This is a genomic window from Verrucosispora sioxanthis, assembly GCF_010560025.1.
In the GTDB taxonomy this organism is placed as follows: Bacteria; Actinomycetota; Actinomycetes; order Mycobacteriales; family Micromonosporaceae; genus Micromonospora; species Micromonospora palythoicola.
In genome coordinates this window covers 72,643-90,279 of record NZ_SAIY01000006.1, presented here as the reverse complement: position 1 = coordinate 90,279, position 17,637 = coordinate 72,643, and the positions used below count along the sequence as shown (strand labels likewise).

Annotated in this window: 13 protein-coding genes and 4 pseudogenes; 11 read left to right on the top strand and 6 right to left on the bottom strand. The window is 72.3% G+C overall.

The window, feature by feature from the left end:
• Positions 1–115 precede the first annotated feature (115 nt).
• From ENC19_RS18880 to ENC19_RS18855, 6 genes and pseudogenes are all read left to right on the top strand, one after another.
• Entirely contained in the window at positions 116–886 is a 771-nt protein-coding gene (locus tag ENC19_RS18880) for a redox-sensing transcriptional repressor Rex (RefSeq protein WP_164448464.1), read from the top strand.
• Positions 883–2,211 carry a glutamyl-tRNA reductase gene (locus ENC19_RS18875; protein WP_164448463.1) on the top strand — a complete coding sequence of 443 codons (1,329 nt, stop codon included), beginning with the start codon at positions 883–885 and terminating at the stop codon, positions 2,209–2,211. Before ENC19_RS18880 ends, ENC19_RS18875 begins: the two co-directional genes overlap by 4 nt.
• A pseudogene (gene hemC, locus ENC19_RS18870) lies at positions 2,208–3,178 on the top strand (hydroxymethylbilane synthase). The gene ENC19_RS18875 and the pseudogene hemC overlap by 4 nt, the downstream one beginning before the upstream one ends.
• Positions 3,175–4,755 (top strand): bifunctional uroporphyrinogen-III C-methyltransferase/uroporphyrinogen-III synthase, encoded by a 1,581-nt coding sequence (locus tag ENC19_RS18865; RefSeq protein WP_164448462.1) that lies wholly within the window; start codon positions 3,175–3,177, stop codon positions 4,753–4,755. The pseudogene hemC and the gene ENC19_RS18865 overlap by 4 nt, the downstream one beginning before the upstream one ends.
• Positions 4,756–4,790: 35 nt before the next feature.
• Positions 4,791–5,774, top strand: coding sequence for a porphobilinogen synthase (hemB, locus tag ENC19_RS18860; protein WP_164448461.1), 984 nt, complete (start codon positions 4,791–4,793; stop codon positions 5,772–5,774).
• A 493-nt stretch (positions 5,775–6,267) separates the two neighbouring features.
• Positions 6,268–6,774, top strand: a complete 507-nt coding sequence (locus tag ENC19_RS18855; protein ID WP_164448459.1) for a helix-turn-helix domain-containing protein — start codon at positions 6,268–6,270, stop codon at positions 6,772–6,774.
• 19 nt (positions 6,775–6,793) lie between these two features.
• On the opposite strand, the gene ENC19_RS18850 is transcribed toward ENC19_RS18855, so the two are convergent.
• Together ENC19_RS18850 and ENC19_RS18845 are read right to left on the bottom strand one after the other, a co-directional pair.
• Positions 6,794–7,810, bottom strand: a complete 1,017-nt coding sequence (locus ENC19_RS18850; RefSeq protein ID WP_164448663.1) for a GNAT family N-acetyltransferase — start codon at positions 7,808–7,810, stop codon at positions 6,794–6,796.
• A 72-nt stretch (positions 7,811–7,882) separates the two neighbouring features.
• Positions 7,883–9,111 (bottom strand): annotated as a pseudogene (locus tag ENC19_RS18845) (lytic murein transglycosylase).
• 56 nt (positions 9,112–9,167) lie between these two features.
• On the opposite strand from ENC19_RS18845, the gene ENC19_RS18840 reads away from it, so the two are divergent.
• Positions 9,168–9,386: an FmdB family zinc ribbon protein gene (locus ENC19_RS18840; protein WP_164448458.1), complete on the top strand. Its 219-nt coding sequence runs from the start codon at positions 9,168–9,170 to the stop codon at positions 9,384–9,386.
• 165 nt (positions 9,387–9,551) lie between these two features.
• Positions 9,552–12,379: pseudogene (locus tag ENC19_RS18835) on the top strand (ATP-binding protein).
• A 63-nt stretch (positions 12,380–12,442) separates the two neighbouring features.
• On the opposite strand, the gene ENC19_RS18830 reads toward ENC19_RS18835, so the two are convergent.
• From ENC19_RS18830 to ENC19_RS31480, 4 genes and pseudogenes are all read right to left on the bottom strand, one after another.
• Positions 12,443–12,979 (bottom strand): phospholipase, encoded by a 537-nt coding sequence (locus tag ENC19_RS18830; protein ID WP_164448457.1) that lies wholly within the window; start codon positions 12,977–12,979, stop codon positions 12,443–12,445.
• A gap of 180 nt (positions 12,980–13,159) precedes the next feature.
• The gene (locus ENC19_RS18825; RefSeq protein ID WP_164448455.1) at positions 13,160–13,885 is read right to left on the bottom strand and encodes a methyltransferase domain-containing protein; all 726 of its coding nucleotides are present in this window, start codon (positions 13,883–13,885) and stop codon (positions 13,160–13,162) included.
• A gap of 76 nt (positions 13,886–13,961) precedes the next feature.
• On the bottom strand, positions 13,962–14,273 hold the full coding sequence (locus ENC19_RS18820) for a hypothetical protein (protein ID WP_164448454.1): 312 nt from the start codon (positions 14,271–14,273) through the stop codon (positions 13,962–13,964).
• A 37-nt stretch (positions 14,274–14,310) separates the two neighbouring features.
• Positions 14,311–15,947 (bottom strand): annotated as a pseudogene (locus ENC19_RS31480) (ABC-F family ATP-binding cassette domain-containing protein).
• A 61-nt stretch (positions 15,948–16,008) separates the two neighbouring features.
• On the opposite strand from ENC19_RS31480, the gene ENC19_RS18810 reads away from it, so the two are divergent.
• From ENC19_RS18810 to ENC19_RS18800, 3 genes are all read left to right on the top strand, one after another.
• A complete protein-coding gene (locus tag ENC19_RS18810; RefSeq protein ID WP_093403500.1) occupies positions 16,009–16,761 on the top strand; it encodes an ROK family protein in 753 nt (250 codons plus the stop codon).
• A gap of 100 nt (positions 16,762–16,861) precedes the next feature.
• Positions 16,862–17,230, top strand: coding sequence for a tetratricopeptide repeat protein (locus tag ENC19_RS18805; RefSeq protein WP_164448452.1), 369 nt, complete (start codon positions 16,862–16,864; stop codon positions 17,228–17,230).
• 149 nt (positions 17,231–17,379) lie between these two features.
• A complete protein-coding gene (locus ENC19_RS18800; protein WP_013736060.1) occupies positions 17,380–17,634 on the top strand; it encodes a Smr/MutS family protein in 255 nt (84 codons plus the stop codon).
• Positions 17,635–17,637 lie beyond the last annotated feature (3 nt).

The window sequence follows — 17,637 nt, the reverse complement described above, 5'->3', positions numbered from 1 at the left end:
CTACTCTGTAATTCCGACGCGCCCCGCTAGCACAGCCGGCACCATCGGTCGCCGGCGGGAGTCCCGAAACGGCCGACCGGTGGAGTTGGTCGAGGATCGCACCGCACGGAGTCTCATGAGTCAGCACCGTCACCCTGGCGCGCCCGGCCGCGCAGGTGCCGTACCGGCGCTCCCGGACCTGCCCGAGGCGACGGTGGCCCGGCTCCCCGAGTACCTCCGTGCCCTGCACAACCTCGCGGAAACCGGTCACGAGACGGTTTCCAGCGAAGGGCTGGCCAATGCCGCCGGGGTGAACTCGGCAAAGCTCCGTAAGGACCTGTCCCAGCTCGGCTCGTACGGCACCCGGGGCGTGGGCTACGACGTCGGGCTGCTGATCGATCAGATCGAGTACGTGCTCGGGCTCACCCAGCGCCGGGCGGTCGCCCTGGTGGGCGTGGGTAACCTCGGTCACGCCCTGGCCGGCTACGACGGCTTCGCCAGCCGTGGGTTCCGGATCGCCGCCCTCCTCGACGCCGATCAGGAGCGGGTCGGCGAAGAGATCAACGGGCTGGTCGTGCAGCACATCGACGAACTGCCCCGGGTGGCCGCCGAGGAATCCATCGCGATCGGTGTCATCGCCACCCCGGCCGCCGCCGCGCAACGGGTGGCGGACCAGCTGGTCGCCGTCGGCGTGACGAGCATCCTGAACTTCGCGCCGTGCGTACTCTCGGTCCCCGAAGGGGTCGACGTGCGCAAGGTCGACCTGGCCATCGAGTTGCAGATCCTGTCGTTCCACGAGCACCGCAAGGCATCCCTGACCGCGCTGCCCGCCGCCGGTGGGTCCGCCCTGACCGCCCTTCCCGGTGGTCTCGCGGTCACCGAGAGCCAGGAGGCGATCGGCACGTGAAACTCCTCGTCGTGGGCGCGTCCTACCGCACCGCACCGGTCGCCACCCTGGAACGACTCGCGGTGTCACCCAGCGGGCTCGACCGCACGCTGGGTCGGCTGATCGCGCAGCCGTACGTGAGCGAGGCCGTCCTCGTCTCCACCTGTAACCGGGTGGAGGTCTACGCGGCGGTCTCCGGCTTCCACGGCGGCCTCGGCGACATCTGTGCCGTGCTCGCCGAGCAGGCGGGTTGCCAGCCCGCCGCGCTGGCCAACCACCTCTACGTGCACTTCGACTCGGCTGCGGTGGATCACATCTTCCGGGTGGCCGCCGGTCTGGACTCGATGGTGATCGGCGAGGCGCAGATCCTCGGGCAGCTACGTGACGCCTACCACTGGGCCAGTGCGGCCGACACCGCCGGGCGGCTGCTGCACGAGCTGATGCAGCAGGCGCTGCGGGTGGGTAAGCGGGCCCACTCGGAGACCGGCATCGACCGCGCCGGTCAGAGCGTGGTGACCGCCGCGCTGGGACTCGCCGCCGGTCACCTCGACGACGACCTCACGGGTCGACCCGCGCTGATCGTCGGCGCCGGGGCGATGGGCTCGCTGGGCGTGGCGACGCTGTCCCGGCTCGGTGCCGGACCGCTGACCGTGACGAACCGGAGCACCGACCGCGCCGTCCGGCTGGCCGAGTCCTACGGAGCCGGCGCGCGACCGATGGCCGAGTTGGCCGACACACTTGCCACGGTGGACGTCGTGGTGGCCGCCACCGCCTCGCCCGAGCCGGTCCTCACCCGCGAGGTGGTCGCCGCCGCGACCGCCGACCGCGCCCCTGGGCGTGGCCCACTGGTCCTGCTCGACCTCGCGGTGCCGCGAGACGTCGGCCCCGGCGTCGCCGAGCTGCCCGGCGTCGAGGTGATCGACATCGACCGGATGGCGGCGCTGCTCGCCGACGGCCCGGTCGCCGCCGACGCCGCAGCCGTCAGGCGCATCGTGGCCGGCGAGGTCGAGTCCTTCCTCTGCTGGCTGCGCGGTGCCGACGTGGCGCCGACCGTCGCTGCGCTGCGCGGCCGGGCCGACGACGTGGTCACCGCCGAGCTGCGCCGGCTCGCGCAACGCCGTCCCGACCTAAGCGACGACCAGCGCGCCGAGGTGGCCCGTACGGTTCACCGGGTGGTCCAGCGGTTGCTGCACCAGCCGACCGTCCGGGTCCGTCAGCTCGCCGCCGAACCCGGCGGCGACCAGTACACGGCCCTGCTGCGGGAACTGTTCGACCTCCAGGTCCCGCAGACCTCGCCGGTGGACACCGTGCCCGACATCACCCCACCCACCGGAGGCGAGCGATGAACGAGGCCCCACTGCGCCTCGGTACCCGGGGCAGCAAGCTGGCGATGGCCCAGTCGGGGCAGGTCGCCGAGGCGTTGACGGCGCGTACCGGACGTCCCGTGGAACTGGTCGAGGTGGTGACCGCCGGCGACCGGTCCAACGCGCCGGTGCACCGCCTCGGGGTGGGCGTGTTCGTCTCCGCGCTACGTGACGCACTGGTCGCCGGGACGATCGACTTCGCGGTCCACTCCTACAAGGACCTGCCCACGGCGACCGCGGCGGGGCTGCACATCGCCGCGGTGCCGCCGCGCCAGGATCCGCGCGACGCGCTCGTCGCCCGCGACGGCAGGACGCTTGCCGAACTTCCGCCCGGCGCGGTCGTCGGCACCGGCGCGCTGCGCCGGATCGCCCAGCTGCAGCGCTGGGTATGCCACTGTCGGTCACCCCGATCCGGGGCAACATCGACACCCGGCTGGCCCGGGTGCTCGGCCCGGAGGCCGACCTGGACGCCGTCGTCCTGGCCCGGGCGGGCCTGACCCGCATCGACCGCGCCGACGCCGTCACCGAGACGCTCGACCCGATGCTGATGCTGCCGGCCCCGGCGCAGGGGGCCCTGGCGGTGGAGTGCCGGCTCGACGACACCGACCTGGTCGAGTTGCTCGCCCTGCTCGACCACGCACCGTCCCGCGCCGCGGTCACCGCGGAGCGGGCGATGTTGGCCACCCTGGAGGCCGGATGCTCCGCTCCGGTCGCCGCCTACGCCGAACTCGCCGAGGGCGAGCACGGCGATGAGATCTACCTGCGCGGGGCGGTGATCAGCCCGGACGGTACGCACGAGGTCCGGCTGTCCCGCACCGGTACGCCCGCCGACGCGGCGGAGATCGGTAAGGCACTCGCCGCCGAACTCCTCGACCTCGGCGCCGACTCGATCCTCGGCCCGCAAGGACACGACGGCCCGGGGACCCAGCAATTTGGGAGCACAGAATGACCCGCACCCGTAAGCCCGTAGGCCGTATCGCGTTCGTCGGGGCAGGACCCGGCGACCCGGGCCTGCTGACCCGCCGGGCGCACGACGCCCTGGTCGGCGCCGACCAGGTGGTGTACGACCGGGGAGTACCCGAGTCGCTGCTCGACGTCGTCCGGGCCGAGGCCAGCTCCGACGCCCAGTTCACCCCGGCCGAGGGCGCGCCGGGCGACGTGGCCAAGATCCTGATCTCGGCGGCCCGCTCCGGGCAGAACGCGGTGCACCTGGTGGCCGGCGATCCGTTCGGCCACGACTCGGTGGTCAAGGAGGTGCAGGCGGTGGCGCGTACCGCCGCGCACTTCGAGGTGGTTCCGGGAGTCGGCCAGGCCGAGGGGGTGGCCACCTACGCGGGCGTGCCGCTGCCGGGCGTACGCACCGCCGCCGACGTCGAGGACGTCAGCGTCCTGGACTTCGACGCGCTGGCGGCGGCCGTGCAACGCGGTTCGCTGGCGCTGGCGGTCGACGCCGGTGACCTGGCCGCGATCCGGGACGGGCTGCTGGCCGCCGGCGTGAACGGCGCCACCGACGTCGGAGTGACCGGGGACGGCACCGGGGAGACGCAGTACACCACCACGTCGACCGTGGACTCCTTCGTCGCGGCGGCACTCGGTTTCACCGGCCGGGTCGTGCTGACCGTCGGCGACGGTGTGGGTCAGCGGGACAAGCTCAGCTGGTGGGAGAACCGCCCGCTGTACGGCTGGAAGGTGCTGGTGCCCCGCACCAAGGAGCAGGCCGGCGCGATGAGTGCCCGGCTGCGTGCGTACGGAGCGATTCCCTGTGAGGTGCCGACCATCGCGGTGGAGCCGCCGCGTACCCCCGCCCAGATGGAGCGGGCGGTCAAGGGCCTGGTCGACGGCAGGTACGCCTGGGTGATCTTCACGTCGGTCAACGCGGTGCGGGCGGTCTGGGAGAAGTTCGCCGAGCACGGGCTGGACGCCCGGCACTTCGGCGGCGTCAAGATCGCCTGTATCGGCGACGCCACCGCCGACGCCGTCCGGGCCTTCGGCATCCAGCCGGAGCTGATTCCCTCCGGTGAGCAGTCCTCCGAGGGGCTGCTGGCCGAGTTCTCGCCGCATGACGAGGTGCTCGACCCGGTCGGCCGGGTGCTGCTGCCGCGTGCCGACATCGCCACCGAGACACTCGCCGCCGGGCTCACCGAGCGCGGCTGGGAGGTCGACGACGTGACCGCGTACCGGACGGTCCGGGCCGCTCCGCCGCCCGCCGAGATCCGGGACGCGATCAAGTCGGGCGGGTTCGACGCGGTGCTGTTCACCTCGTCCTCCACGGTCCGGAACCTGGTCGGCATCGCCGGCAAGCCGCACACGCGTACCGTTGTGGCTGTCATCGGGCCCAAGACGGCGGAGACCGCGACGGAGTTCGGCCTGCGGGTCGACGTCCAGCCGCCGCACGCGTCGGTGCCCGATCTGGTGGAGGCGCTCGCCGGCTACGCCGTCGAGCTGCGGGAGAAGCTCGCCGCGATGCCGGCGAAGCAGCGCCGCGGTTCGAAGGTCCAGGGGCCGACCGCGCTGAGGTTCCGGTAGCCGGTCCGGCTCCGGCTGGTCGTCAGGGAGGGTTCATGCCGTACCCAGAGATGCGGCCCCGTCGGCTGCGCCGCACCGCGGCGATGCGTCGGCTGGTCTCCGAGACCCGCGTCGACCCGGCCGAGCTGGTCGTGCCGATGTTCGTCAAGGAAGGGCTGACCGAGCCGCGCGCCATCGCCTCGCTGCCGGGGGTGCTCCAGCACTCGCGCGACTCGCTGCGTAAGGCGGCGGTGGAAGCGGTGCAGGCCGGCGTCGGCGGGATCATGCTGTTCGGCGTGCCCGCGTCGCGCGACGAACGTGGCTCCGGCGGCATCGACCCGAACGGCATCCTCAACGTCGCGATCCGGGACGTGGTCGCCGAGGTGGGCGACGCGACGGTGGTGATGAGTGACCTCTGCCTGGACGAGTTCACCTCGCACGGGCACTGCGGGCTGCTCACCCCGGCCGGCGAGGTCGACAACGACGCCACCCTCGCCGCGTACGCCGAGATGGCCGTGGCCCAGGCCGCCGCCGGGGTCGGGGTGGTCGGGCCGTCCGGCATGATGGACGGCCAGGTCGGGGCGGTACGCGCGGCACTCGACGCGGCCGGTCACACCGACGTGGCCGTCCTCGCGTACGCCGTGAAGTACGCATCGGCCTTCTTCGGCCCCTTCCGGGACGCGGTGGAGTCGGCGCTTGAGGGGGACCGACGGGCCTACCAGCAGGATCCGGCGAACCTGCGCGAGTCGCTGCGCGAGGTCGCGTTGGACGTCGCCGAGGGTGCCGACATGGTGATGGTCAAGCCGGCGTTGCCGTACCTCGACGTGGTGTCGGCGGTCCGCGCCGCCGTGGACGTGCCCGTGGCGGCCTACCAGGTCTCCGGCGAGTACGCGATGGTCGAGGCGGCCGCCGCGAACGGCTGGATCGACCGGGAGCGGGTGATGCTGGAAACCCTCACCTCGATCCGCCGCGCCGGTGCCCAGATCATCCTCACCTACTGGGCCGTCGAGGCCGCCCAACTGCTCCGCCAGCGTTACTGACCCTGCTTCGACCCCGAGCACCCGACAAGGCTGACGGCTGACGGCTGCGCTGTTGCGGCGGCCTGTTCACGCGCCAACCCGTCTGCACTGGTGCGACCATCGACCGAACCAGTGTCATCACCCTGAGTATTTTTCCTCCACCTCTGCCCATGTCCTCCCCCCGTCCTTTGCTCTGCTTCAACCCACGCACAGCTTGCGGAGGGTAGTTGCCGGCGTGCGATAGACCGCGATCTTGACTTCCTTCGCCGCTGGTCAGAGCCTGTTGCGCGGGTTGAAGCAGAGCAAAGGACGCGGAGGTGTTGTGGGAAGGGTCGGAGGGAGATGACACGTCCGCCACTCACCGTGATTGTTGCTGAGGGTAGCGGACCGCTAGCCCTGCCAGGGTCGGGTCGGGTGGGCTGTGAGGGGGTGGGCGGTGCGGAGGGCTCGGGTTATCCACAGGTTTTTCCACAGGGGTTGCCGCGTCGGCTTGGGCAGCGGCAGGGTCGGGTGCATGTCCATCGTCTTCGAGCCGCCGGGCCTCGGCCCCACGGTCGGTCCCTTTCCCATCGCCGGTCTGGTGCGACGTGCCCGCCGGATCGTCGGGCTCAGCCAGCTGCGGATGGCCCGGTTCGCCAAGGTCGCCCCGTCGACCGTCGCGCGGGTCGAGGCGGGCAGCCTGACGCCGAGCCTGGCCGTGCTGGAGCGGCTGGTCGGTGCGGCCGGGCTCTATCTCGTGGTCGTCGACCAGGAGGGGCGGGTCGTGCTGCCGATGAAGGTCTGGGACGACACCCGGGACGGCGCGGACCGGCGCTACCCGGCGCATCTGAACACGATTCTCGACCCCGAACCAGGCGAATGGTGGGCGGACATCTACGGGCTGGCTCGACCGCCGGAGACCTACCACCGTTCCCGGGCCGACCGGGAGGCACGCCGGCGCCGCAGTCAGTGGGAGGTGCGGGTGGCCAAGTACCGTAACGTGCCGCCTCCGCCGGACCCGAGCACCTGGTACCGGAACTGACGGGCGGGCAGCCGACCGGTCAGCGTGTGGCGTCGAGGCGATGGACCAGCTCGGCGACGTCGACGCTGTATTCGCACCAGTCTCGGTCGGTGCGGTAGCCCAGCTCGGCGTTGACCTTGAGCATGGCCTCGTTGGCCTGCGCGTTCCAGGTCTGCACCTCGGTCAGTTGCGGCTCGGCCGAGCGCAGCTCCAACAGCATCCGAGCCTTTATCGCCCGGTCGATGCCGTAGCCCCGGTGATCCTGTACCACGATCGTGTCGTACTGGTCGGCACGGGTCGGATGCTGGGCCGGCACGACCACCTCGGTCAGGCCGGCCACCTCACCGGTCTGCTCGTGCAGGGCGAGCACGATGTACGGCTTCATGCCCCGCCGGTGCAGGCAGTCGAGGCTGTCCCGGAGCCGCTGCGGATCGTACGAGCTGGGTCGTAGCTCGCCGTCCTCGATGTCCCGGATCTCGGCCTTGGCCCGCGCGTACGCCTCGATCAGCTCGTCCGGCGGGCCGCCGGGGTGGAACTGGACGCGGTAACCGGCGCCGAGCCCGGTCGACATCTCCGCCAACTCGGCCCAGTCGACACCGGAGAGGTCGAGGACACTGCGGGTCTCCACGTACTCCCGAATGAAACCGAGTGATTCGTAGAAGGCGACGGCGGGAGTGTCGCCGACCACCTCCACCCCGATCGACTCAAAGCCCTCCTGATAGACCCGGCGGGCTGCGCGCAGGACGAGATCACGGCCCAGACCACTGCGCCGCGCGGACGGATGGACCAGGACCTCCAGCACACCGATGTTGCCGAGCAGCAGCACGTGCACCTGACCGAGGATGGCTCCCGGAGCGCCGTCGACATCTGGATCCTCCTGCGCGATCCAGGAGATCCGCCGTTCGCCCGGCATCACCTCGGCGAGGTATTCCCGCAGGGAACTCTCCCGCCACGGCGGATCCTGCGGAAGATCGGCCGCCAGGACCGCGTTCAGCGTGTCCAGCAGCGACGCGATCTCGGCGGACGACGCGGTCCTGGGGTCCCACTCGCGCACCATCACCCGTCTAGCTTGCCGTCATCCGCAGCCGGGGGGAAGTGTCCAGTTCTCCAATGTATGCGGACGATCACTTCACGTGCGACTGGCCTGTCCGTACCGGTTGGCGGCGTCGAAGACGTCCTGGGCGTACCTTCGGACATCGTTGTACGACAGGATCGCGTTCCACCAGTCGCCCGGAATGGTGAGGTTCCGGCCGCCCTTGCACAGGTACATCCCGGCCGCGAGCGCGGCGTCGTGGATGTTGTGCGGGTCCTTGCGGCCGTCGTTGTCCGCATCGGCGCCGATCTCCTCCCAGGTGGTCGGGATGAACTGCATCGGCCCGATCGCCCGGTCATAGGTGGTGTCGCGGTCCAGCTCGCCCCGGTCGGTGTCGGCGATCCGCATCCGGTTGCCCTGGCCGTCCAACGGCAGACCAATGATCTCCGGGACAGCCCGGCCGTCCGCGCCGAGCTGGGCGTTGTTGGCCTGTCCGTGGCGGGACTCGACCAGGCCGATCGCGGCCAACGTGGTCCAGCTCAGGCCGCAGGCGCGGTCGGTCTCGGCGAGCACCAGCTCGGCGTAGCCGTACGCCTGCATGGCGATCGGGTCGATGCCGACCTTGGCACCGGTGTCTCGGGCCCAGCCGGCCAGGGCGTCGGACGGGCGTCCACCGGCCGGCCCGGCGGTGCCCGGTGGGGTCACGCCGGGCGGGAGGGTCGCGGTGGGGGCGGGAACTGCCCCGGTGGCGGCACCTGACCGGACGGCGGCAGGTCGCTGGGCAGCGGGTCGGCGGTGGCGTCGACCGCCACCGGACGCGGAGCGCCCAGGGTGGCGGGCACCAGCAGCGCACCGGCCGTGGCGGTCGCGGCGACCAGGACGAGCAGGAACACACCCGGCAGGGTCAGTCGGCCACTCGGCCGGCGCGACCAGGCGCGGGTCGCCCGGGCCGCGGCCCGAGGCCCCGGCAGGCGTACGGCGTGCCCGAAGCGCACCCGGCGGCGCCGGGCTGCCGGTGCGCCGGACTCCGGAGTGGACTCCTCGACAGTGGTCTTCGGCGTCGATTCCGCTGCGGTGGCATCCGTCCTGTCGGGAGTCGTAGCGTCGCTCGTGGTGCCGGCGGCGTTGTCGATGGCCTCCGCCGGAACCGGGTCGGTGGGGGGTGGGTCCGGTGCCGCGTCGTCGGCCGGCTTGCCGGAACTCAGCCAGGGGCGGCGGGGACGGGGCAGCCCGGTTGCCGGCCCGTCCGGGCCGCCGCCGGAGTCGGTGCGCGGCGTGGCCGGTCGCAGGGGCCGCAGGGTGGTGCGCTCTTCGCCGTCTGCCACTCGTCGAGTATCACCCATGTCTTCGCCGACGTCAGGTCCGGTCGTAGGCTGACGGCATGCCCCGGTACGAGTTCCGTTGTCGCGCCTGCGGCGCCACCTTCGAGGTCAACCGTCCGATGGCGCGGGCCGGTGAGCCGGCGCCCTGCCCGCAGGGGCACGCCGACACGGTGAAACTGCTATCCACGGTCGCGGTCACCGGCCGTGGTGGTGGCGGGTCCGGTGCCTCGTCCGCACCCGCCGGCGGCGGCTGCTGCGGTGGTGGCTGCGGCTGCTGACCACGCCGCGACTGTGGTCGAAGGGTGGTACGGGTGGCTGCCGGCCTTGCCCGGACGCAGGGTCCGATGGCACCTTGGGTCGGAGTCTCGGCCGACCGTTCTCACGATGCGTGATGATCCGGTCTCGGGAAGTATGGTGCCGAGGCCAGGGGGGAGGTTCCACGCATGCCGCCACGGATCAACCTCCCGACCGGTTGGGTGACATTCGTCTTCACCGACATCGAGGGCTCCACCCGGTTGGCCCAGCTACTCGGGTCCGGCTACCGGCCGGTGCTCGCCGAGCACCGGCGGCTGCTGCGCCGGACGATCGCGGCGGCCGAGGGCGCGGAGCTGCTGACCGAGGGCGACTCGTTCTTCCTGGCCTTCGATGACGCGGGAGCGGCGTTGACCGCCTGCCTGACCGCGCAGCGGGCGCTCGGTGAGCACGAGTGGCCGACGCCCGAGGCGGCCCCCCGGGTCCGGATGGGACTGCACACCGGTTGGGCGGAGCCACGCGACGGCGAGTACGCCAGCCCCGAGGTGCACCGGGCCGCCCGGGTCGCCGCCGCCGCGCACGGCGGGCAGATCCTCTGCTCCGGTGCCACGGCGCGGCGGGCCCGGCCACTGCCGGCCGGTGCCTCCCTGCTCGACCTCGGGCTGCACCGGCTGCGTGGTTTCGACGACCGGGAACGGCTCTTCCAGCTCGTCGCACCCGGCCTGGAACGGCAGTTCCCGCGGCCGCGTACCGCCGACGTGGTGGCGCACAACCTACCGATCCAGGTCACCACGTTCGTCGGGCGGCAGACCGAACGCGCCGAGCTGGCGCGACTCGTGAATCGGCACCGGCTGGTCACCGTGCTCGGCGCGGGTGGCAGCGGCAAGACGCGGCTGGCCGTGGAGTTCGCCACCGACCTGGTGGACGAGTACCCGGACGGGGTGTGGTTCGTCGACATCGCCACGGTCACCGACCCCGGACTTGTCGCCTTCGCCGTCGCCGCGGTGCTCGGCCTGCGCCCGGAGCCGGGCCGCCCGATGGTCGACACGCTTGTGGAGTACGCCGCTCCCCGCCGGATGCTGATCGTGCTCGACACCTGCGACGCCCAGCCGGCGTCCTGCGCCGACGCGGTCTCCCGACTGCTGGCCGGCGGCGGAGGGGTGCGGGTGCTGGCCACGACCCGGGAACCACTGGGGCTGCCGGGTGAGGTGGTGTGGCGGATCCCGCCGTTGAGCGTCGATCCGGCGCCCGACGGCACCGAGAGCGACGCGGTGGCGCTGCTGTTGGATCGTACGGCGGCGGCGCGGGGCGGGCGCCAGCCCGACCCGTCCGAGTCGGCCGACGTACGGCGGGTGGTGCGGCGACTTGACGGTTTGCCGCTCGCCATCGAGCTGGCCGCGGCCCGACTGCGGGTGCTCTCGGTGGGGCAGCTCGCCGAGCGGCTCGACGACGTGCTCGGCACGCTCGACGCCGGCCGTGAGATTCCGTTGCCACCACCGACCGATCGGGGGAACACCGGTAACCAGCGGGACACCGTCGACCTGGCCGCGGCGGCCACCGGCGTGAGTTCCTCGACCCCGGCCACCCGAGCGGCGGCCCGCTCGGCGGTCGAACGGCACCTGACCATGCAGGCGACGGTGACCTGGTCCTACCGGACGCTCGGGCCGCGTGCCGCGCGACTGCTGCGTTGGCTGGCGGTCTTCGCCGGCCCGGTCGACCTGCCGACGGTGGAGTGGCTGCTCGACGACGACCCGCTCGATCCGCTGTCGGTGCTTGTCGACAAGTCGATGGTGCTGGCGGAACCGCACGTGACCGGCTGCACCTACCGGATGCTCGACCCCATCCGGGCGTACGCGGCGCGGCGGCTCGCCGACGCCGGGGAGGAGCAGGCGGCCCGTGACCGGCACGTGGCCTGGTCGGCGCACGCCCTCGAGCGGGCTCACCTCGGCCCGGACGGGCAGCCGGTGACACTGTCGCTGTACGCGCTTGATCCACTCGCCGGTGAGCTGCGCGCCGCGCTGCGCTGGTGCGCCACGGGTGGGAGTGCCCGGGCCGGCCTGCGGCTGGCCGGCGGGCTGGACCAGTGGTGGCGGGAGCGCGGGCTGGCCCGGGAAGGGCGGCTCTGGTTGTTCCGGTTGTACGGCCGGCTGGCCGAGACCGGCGAGGCGGTCCCGGAGGACGAACTGGCGGCGGCCTACCACATGCATTCGCTGCACGCCGGTGGCGACGGCGAGTTCGGCGAGGAGCTGCGCTACTCGCAGCGGGCCGAGGCGGCGGCCCGTCAGGCCGGAGACGCCGGTCTGCTGGCCCGGGTGCTCGCCGGCCGCGCCGCGCCGCTTGTCGACATGGGCCAGTTCGCCGAGGCGGAGCGGGTCTGTCGGGAGGTCATCGACTGGGCGCAGGACCAGGGGGTCGAGTCGGAGGCGCTGTTCGCCGTGCTCCGGTTGGCCGAGCTGCTGTGGCGGCGGGGCGCGCTGGACGAGGCGGCGGAGCTGCTCGGTGCGGCCCGGCCGGTGGAGGCGGCCCGACCGGCCGACCGGGGCGTCGCTCGGTGGACATGCTGCTCGGCATGGTCGCGCTGGCTCGGGGTGACCTGGTGGCCGCGCACGAGCACCTGCTGGCGGCGCTCCGGTCCCGGATGAATCACGGTTTTCACGGGCGGGCCTGCGACACGTTGAACGCGATCGCGGTGCGCTGCGCGCTCGGTGACCAGCCGCTGACCGCGGCCCGGCTCTTCGGTGCCGCCCAGGCGACCCGGGCGGGCCTGCGGTCGACGCCGGGCATCTACGAGGCGTACTGGACGCAGCGGCAGGCCGCGCTGCGGCGGGCGCTTGGCGACGCCGCCTTCGACGAGGCGTACGGCGAGGGTGCCGAACTGGGGTTGGACGAGGCGGTCGCGTTGGCGCTCGGGGTCGAGCATCCCGACCTGGCGGCCGATTCAGGGCGGTTCGCCACCGGCACGGGTCGTTCCGCCCCACGTCAGCCCAGCACCGTCGACCGCCACACCGAGCACGCCTGAGCGACGGTCGCCGACCGGCAGGACGCCCGGCCGCGGGTGCTGCCGGGCGTCCGCCGCTGCTCGTCAGGCGCGAGCGCGTCGTTCCGCGTCGGCCTTCATCCGGGCGGCCCGGTCGATGTCGGACTGCTGCACGGCGGCTACCGAACCGAAGATGGCGACCGCCTGGTAGTACGTCCATGCCAGGCTCAGGCAGGCCGGCCGGACGACGGAGTTGTAGGTGGCGCAGGACCGCTTCAGATCCTCGTAGAAGGCGCTGTCGAGGCGCGGCTTGTTGGCGCTGAACTGGCCGACCGCCTTGTAGTTGCGGTAGCCGAAGTCGTGGCGGGCGCAGGACAGGGTGAACTTGAACCCGAGCGGGTTGTCCGGACTGGACGAGCAGTAGTCGGTGGACCAGTCGAAGTTGTACTCGGCCCAGGGTGCGCGATTCTGGCGGGCGGAGTACCAGGCGTTGTAGCTGCTGACGCTGGTCTGGGTCCAACTGGACAGGACGGACAGCTTCTGCTGCGGGGTGACGGCAGCCGTGGCGGGAGAGGCCACGGCGAGGGCGGTGAGCAGCGCGAGCAAGCCCGAGGCGAGGGTGGTGGCGAGACGTCTGGGCACGGTCATACCTCCGCGGGGGTGTGCGGCAGAGCAGGTTGTTACCGGCGAGTTACCGGGGTTCGATAAGTCTCGATCAATGGCGCGGCCTGCCGGTGTTACCCGCGAGAAATATTGGTGACCGGTGCCGAAACAGACGAATGCCCTGGACACCATCGGTGTCCAGGGCGCTGGCCGGGCGGCCTAGTCGAAGAAGCGGGCCAGGTGGGTGGCGGAGGGGCCGTCGTCAGCCGGTCCCAGCGGGGTGAGGTCGGCGAAGATGGAGGCGCCGTCGCTGCCGGCGTGCAGGGGGTACCAGCGCGGGGTGCCCGGCGGTCGCATCACGCAGATGCCCTTGACGGTCTGCACGTCCAGCAGCCGCACGTGGGTCGGGTCGGCCACCGCGTTGACATGCCCCCACCAAGGGCTCATCACGTGCAGTACGCCTCCGGGACGGAGTACCCGGTGGCACTCGTCCAGCAGCGGGAGGAAGTCGATCAGGTGTTCCAGGATGTGCACCGCGAACAGCACGTCCACCGAGTCGTCGGCCAGCGGCAGGGAGCCGGACAGGTCGGCGACCGCGTCCACTCCGGGGGCGGGAAAGATGTCGAGCCCGAGATTGCCCGGCCACTGCTTGGTGGCACCGCAACCCAGGTCGACCACCACCGGGTCGCGTCCGCCGACCCGTACCCGACACCAGACGCCGAAGACCCCGGCCAGCCGGCCGACCTGCTCGCGTACCAGTCGCAGCTGGGCCTGCTCGTCGACCTCGCCGGTCAGGTGGGCGACACCCCGGTCGAAGCGGACCTCGACACCGAGCGGGCGCAGCCGCTCGTCGTGGCGGACCTGGTCCGCCCATGCCTCGGTGAGGAACCCGTCCACCGCCCGCAGTCGCTCGGCCGAGGACGGAGAATGTGCCAACGCGACCATGCCGGGCCACCTCCGGCCGGCCGTTACCCGGATAATCGCCCGGTATGCGCAGGTTGTGGCGCAAATTCGCGCGGGGTCAGCGCGGGATGGGCCGCCGGGGACGTCCCGAACGCATCCGCTGCCGCGGCGCGGCCGCCGTCCGGGGCCGCTTCAGGTGGTAGCGGTGCAACTCGTTGTTGCCCGGCAGGGACGGGTCCTCGCTCATCGCGACCAACTCCCAGCCCTGGTCGCCGGCCCGGTTGAGGTGAGCCAGCGCGGTGTCGCCGTACGGCGTGACGTCGATCATGGATCCGTCCGGGCCGTACCAGGAGAAGACGACCTCGAAGCCGAGGTCGTTGGTGGCGGCCTGGCGGCGGCGCACCAACAGGGCGTACTCCCACCTGAGCATGGTGTCATTGTCGCCCCGCCGTCCGGATTCCGCTGGATCAAAACTCGGTGATCCGCCCGGCGTCCACCCGCAACCGCCGGTCGAGACGCACCGCCTCCAGCATCCGTCGGTCATGGGTCACCAGCAGCAGCGTGCCCGGAAAACTGGCCAGTGCCGACTCCAGTTGCTCGATCGCCGGCAGATCGAGGTGGTTCGTCGGCTCGTCCAGCACCAGCAGGTTGACGCCGCGCCCCTGCAACAGGGCCAACGCGGCCCGGGTTCGTTCGCCCGGGGAGAGCGTCGCGGCCGGTCGCAGCACGTGCTGCGCGCGCAGGCCGAACTTGGCCAGCAGCGTACGCGCGTCCGCCGGGGAGATGTCCGGCACCGCGGCCCGGAACGCGTCCAGCAACGGCGCGTCACCCAGGAACAGCCCACGGGCCTGGTCCACCTCACCGACCACCACGCCCGGACCGAGCGCGGCCTGGCCGGCGTCCAGTGGCAAGCGGCCGAGCAGGGCGGCCAGCAGGGTCGACTTGCCGGAACCGTTCGCCCCGGTCACCGCCACCCGGTCGGCCCAGTCGATCTGAAGGTGCACCGGGCCGAGGGTGAAGTCGCCCCGGCGTACCACGGCGTCGCGGAGGGTGGCCACGACGGCGCCGGCGCGGGGCGCGGCGGCGATCTCCATCCGCAGCTCCCACTCCTTGCGTGGCTCCTCGACCACCTCCAGGCGTTCGATCAGCCGCTCGGTCTGTCGGGCCTTCGCCGCCTGCTTCTCGGACGCCTCGGATCGGAACTTCCGACCGATCTTGTCGTTGTCGGTGGCCTTGCGCCGGGCGTTGCGGACCCCCTTCTCCATCCAGGCCCGCTGGGTACGCGCTCGTGCCTGGAGTCCGGCCCGGGTGTCGGCGTACTCCTCGTAGTCGGCGCGCGCCTGGCGGCGGGCCACCTCCCGCTCCTCCAGGTACGCCGCGTAGCCACCGCCGAAGTGGTTCACCTGCTGCTGGTGCAGGTCCAGCTCCAGCACCGAGGTGACCGTGCGGGCCAGGAACTCCCGGTCGTGGCTGACCAGCACCGTGCCGGCGCGCAGCCCGGTGACGAAGCCCTCCAGCCGATCCAGGCCGGCCAGGTCGAGATCGTTCGTCGGCTCGTCGAGCAGGAAGATGTCGTACCGGCTGAGCAGCAGCGACGCCAGCCCGGCGCGGGCGGCCTGGCCACCGGAGAGGCTGGTCATCTCCAGGTCGAGATCGACGGCGAGGCCCAGTTCGGCGGCCACCTCCTCGGCCCGCTCGTCCAGATCGGCCCCGCCGAGCCCGAGCCAGCTCTCCAGGGCGGCGGCGTACGCGTCGTCCGCGCCCGGTCGGCTGGCTGCCAGCGCCTCCGTCGCCGCGTCAAGGGCGGCCTGCGCCCCGGTCACGCCGGTGCGGCGGGCGAGGAACGCCCGCACCGTCTCCCGGGCCGGCGCTCCGGCTCCTGGGGCAGGTGCCCGACACTCGCGCCGGGCGGGCTCACCGCGACGCTGCCGGCCTCGACCGGCAACAGACCGGCGAGCGTACGCAGCAGCGTCGACTTGCCGGCCCCGTTGGCCCCGACCAGGCCGACCACGTCACCGGGGGCGACCACGAGGTCCAGACCGGTGAAGAGGGTTCGTTCCCCGTGCCCGGCGGCGAGATCCTTGGCGATCAGCGTGGCGCTCACAAGCAGTCGAGCCTACCCGTCGCCGCGCGGCCGCCCCCCGGGACGAGGCAGACTCACGTGCGTGTTGACCACTCTGGCGATCGACTGCGGCGGCGGCGGGATCAAGGCGTCCGTCCTCGACGGCGCGGGCACCATGCGGGCCCAGCCGATGCGCGTGCCGACGCCGTACCCGCTGCCGCCGGATCTGTTCGTCCGGACGCTCGTGGAACTCGGCGGTCGGTTGCCGGCGGCCGGTCGGGTGACGGTGGGGATGCCGGGCATGATCCGGCACGGCGTGGTGGTGGCCACCCCGCACTACGTGACCCGTTCCGGCCCGCGCAGCCGGGTCGACCCGGCACTGCTGGCCGAGTGGTCCGGGTTCGACGCCCGCAGCGCGCTCTCGGCCGCGTTCGGCCTGCCGGCGCTGGTGCTCAACGACGCCGAGGTGCACGGTGCCGGGGTGGTCGCCGGCACCGGCTGCGAACTGGTGCTGACCCTCGGCACCGGGCTGGGCAGCGCCCTCTTCGACGGTGGAGTGCTCGCCCCGCACCTCGAACTGTCCCACGCCCCGGTGCGCTGGGGCACCACCTACGACACGTACGTCGGTGAGCCCGAGCGCCGCCGGCTGGGCGACGCGTTCTGGTCCCGCCGGATCCGCCAGGTGGTGGAGGGGCTGCGTCCGGTGTTCCGCTGGGACCGGCTCTACCTGGGCGGCGGGAACTCGCGCCGGATCCGCCCCGAGCAGCTCACCCGGATGGGTGACGACGTGGTGGTGGTGCCCAACAGCGCCGGCATCGTCGGCGGCGTCCGCGCCTGGGATCTCGCCACCGTGTAGGAGGGTTCTCTCGGGCAGGAAAAGCCGCCGGGAACAGTCGCGGTACGGCCGGTGTTGTGCCAGCGTCGGAGCAGTGGTGCGACACGGAGGGGGTGGCGGCATGGATCTGCTGGCCGAGTACCGGCGGGCGACCCTGTTCTTCGAGGCGGGCGACCCCGGCAGCGCGGCCCGGCTGCTCGAACCGATTATCGAGGCGGAGCCGGACAACGCCTCCGTCCGACAGCTGCTGGCCCGGGCCTACTTCCAGTCGGCCCAGCTCAGCCGGGCCGAGGAGCAGCTGCGGGAGCTGGTCGACCGCAACCCCAGCGACCACTACGCCCACCATGTGCTGGGCCGGACGCTGGAGCGGCTCAACCGCTACACCGACGCGCTGCGTCACCTGCGCATCGCGGCGGCCATGCACTCGTCCAACGACGACTACACCTCGGCCCTGCGCCGGGTCGAGACCCGGGTCGGCGGCGGCCGCTGAGCTAGGAGACAAGCGTCGAGAGGGCAGCCCGGATGGGCTGCCCTCTCGACATCTGCGGGGTCCGGCAGCCGGCGTGGCCACGATGGCCGGGCCGGCGCCCGGCGTGCCTACGATGGCCGTATGAGAGCCGACCGGGCGGTGGACGTGGCATGAAGCTGAAGCTGGACCTGCACGACATCTTCAACAAGGGCCACGACATCGACCGGGCTCTGCGCGGGATCATGGACGAGGCGGTGGCCAAGAAGGCCACCCTCGTCGAGATCATCCCGGGCAAGGGCTCCGGCCAGCTCAAGAAGCGCGTGCTGCGCTTCCTCGACCAGAAGGACGTCAAGCAGCTCTACCACCGGGTCGAGAAGGACTCCAAGAACTTCGGCCGCCTCTTCGTCCACTTCCGCTGGAAGTAGCTG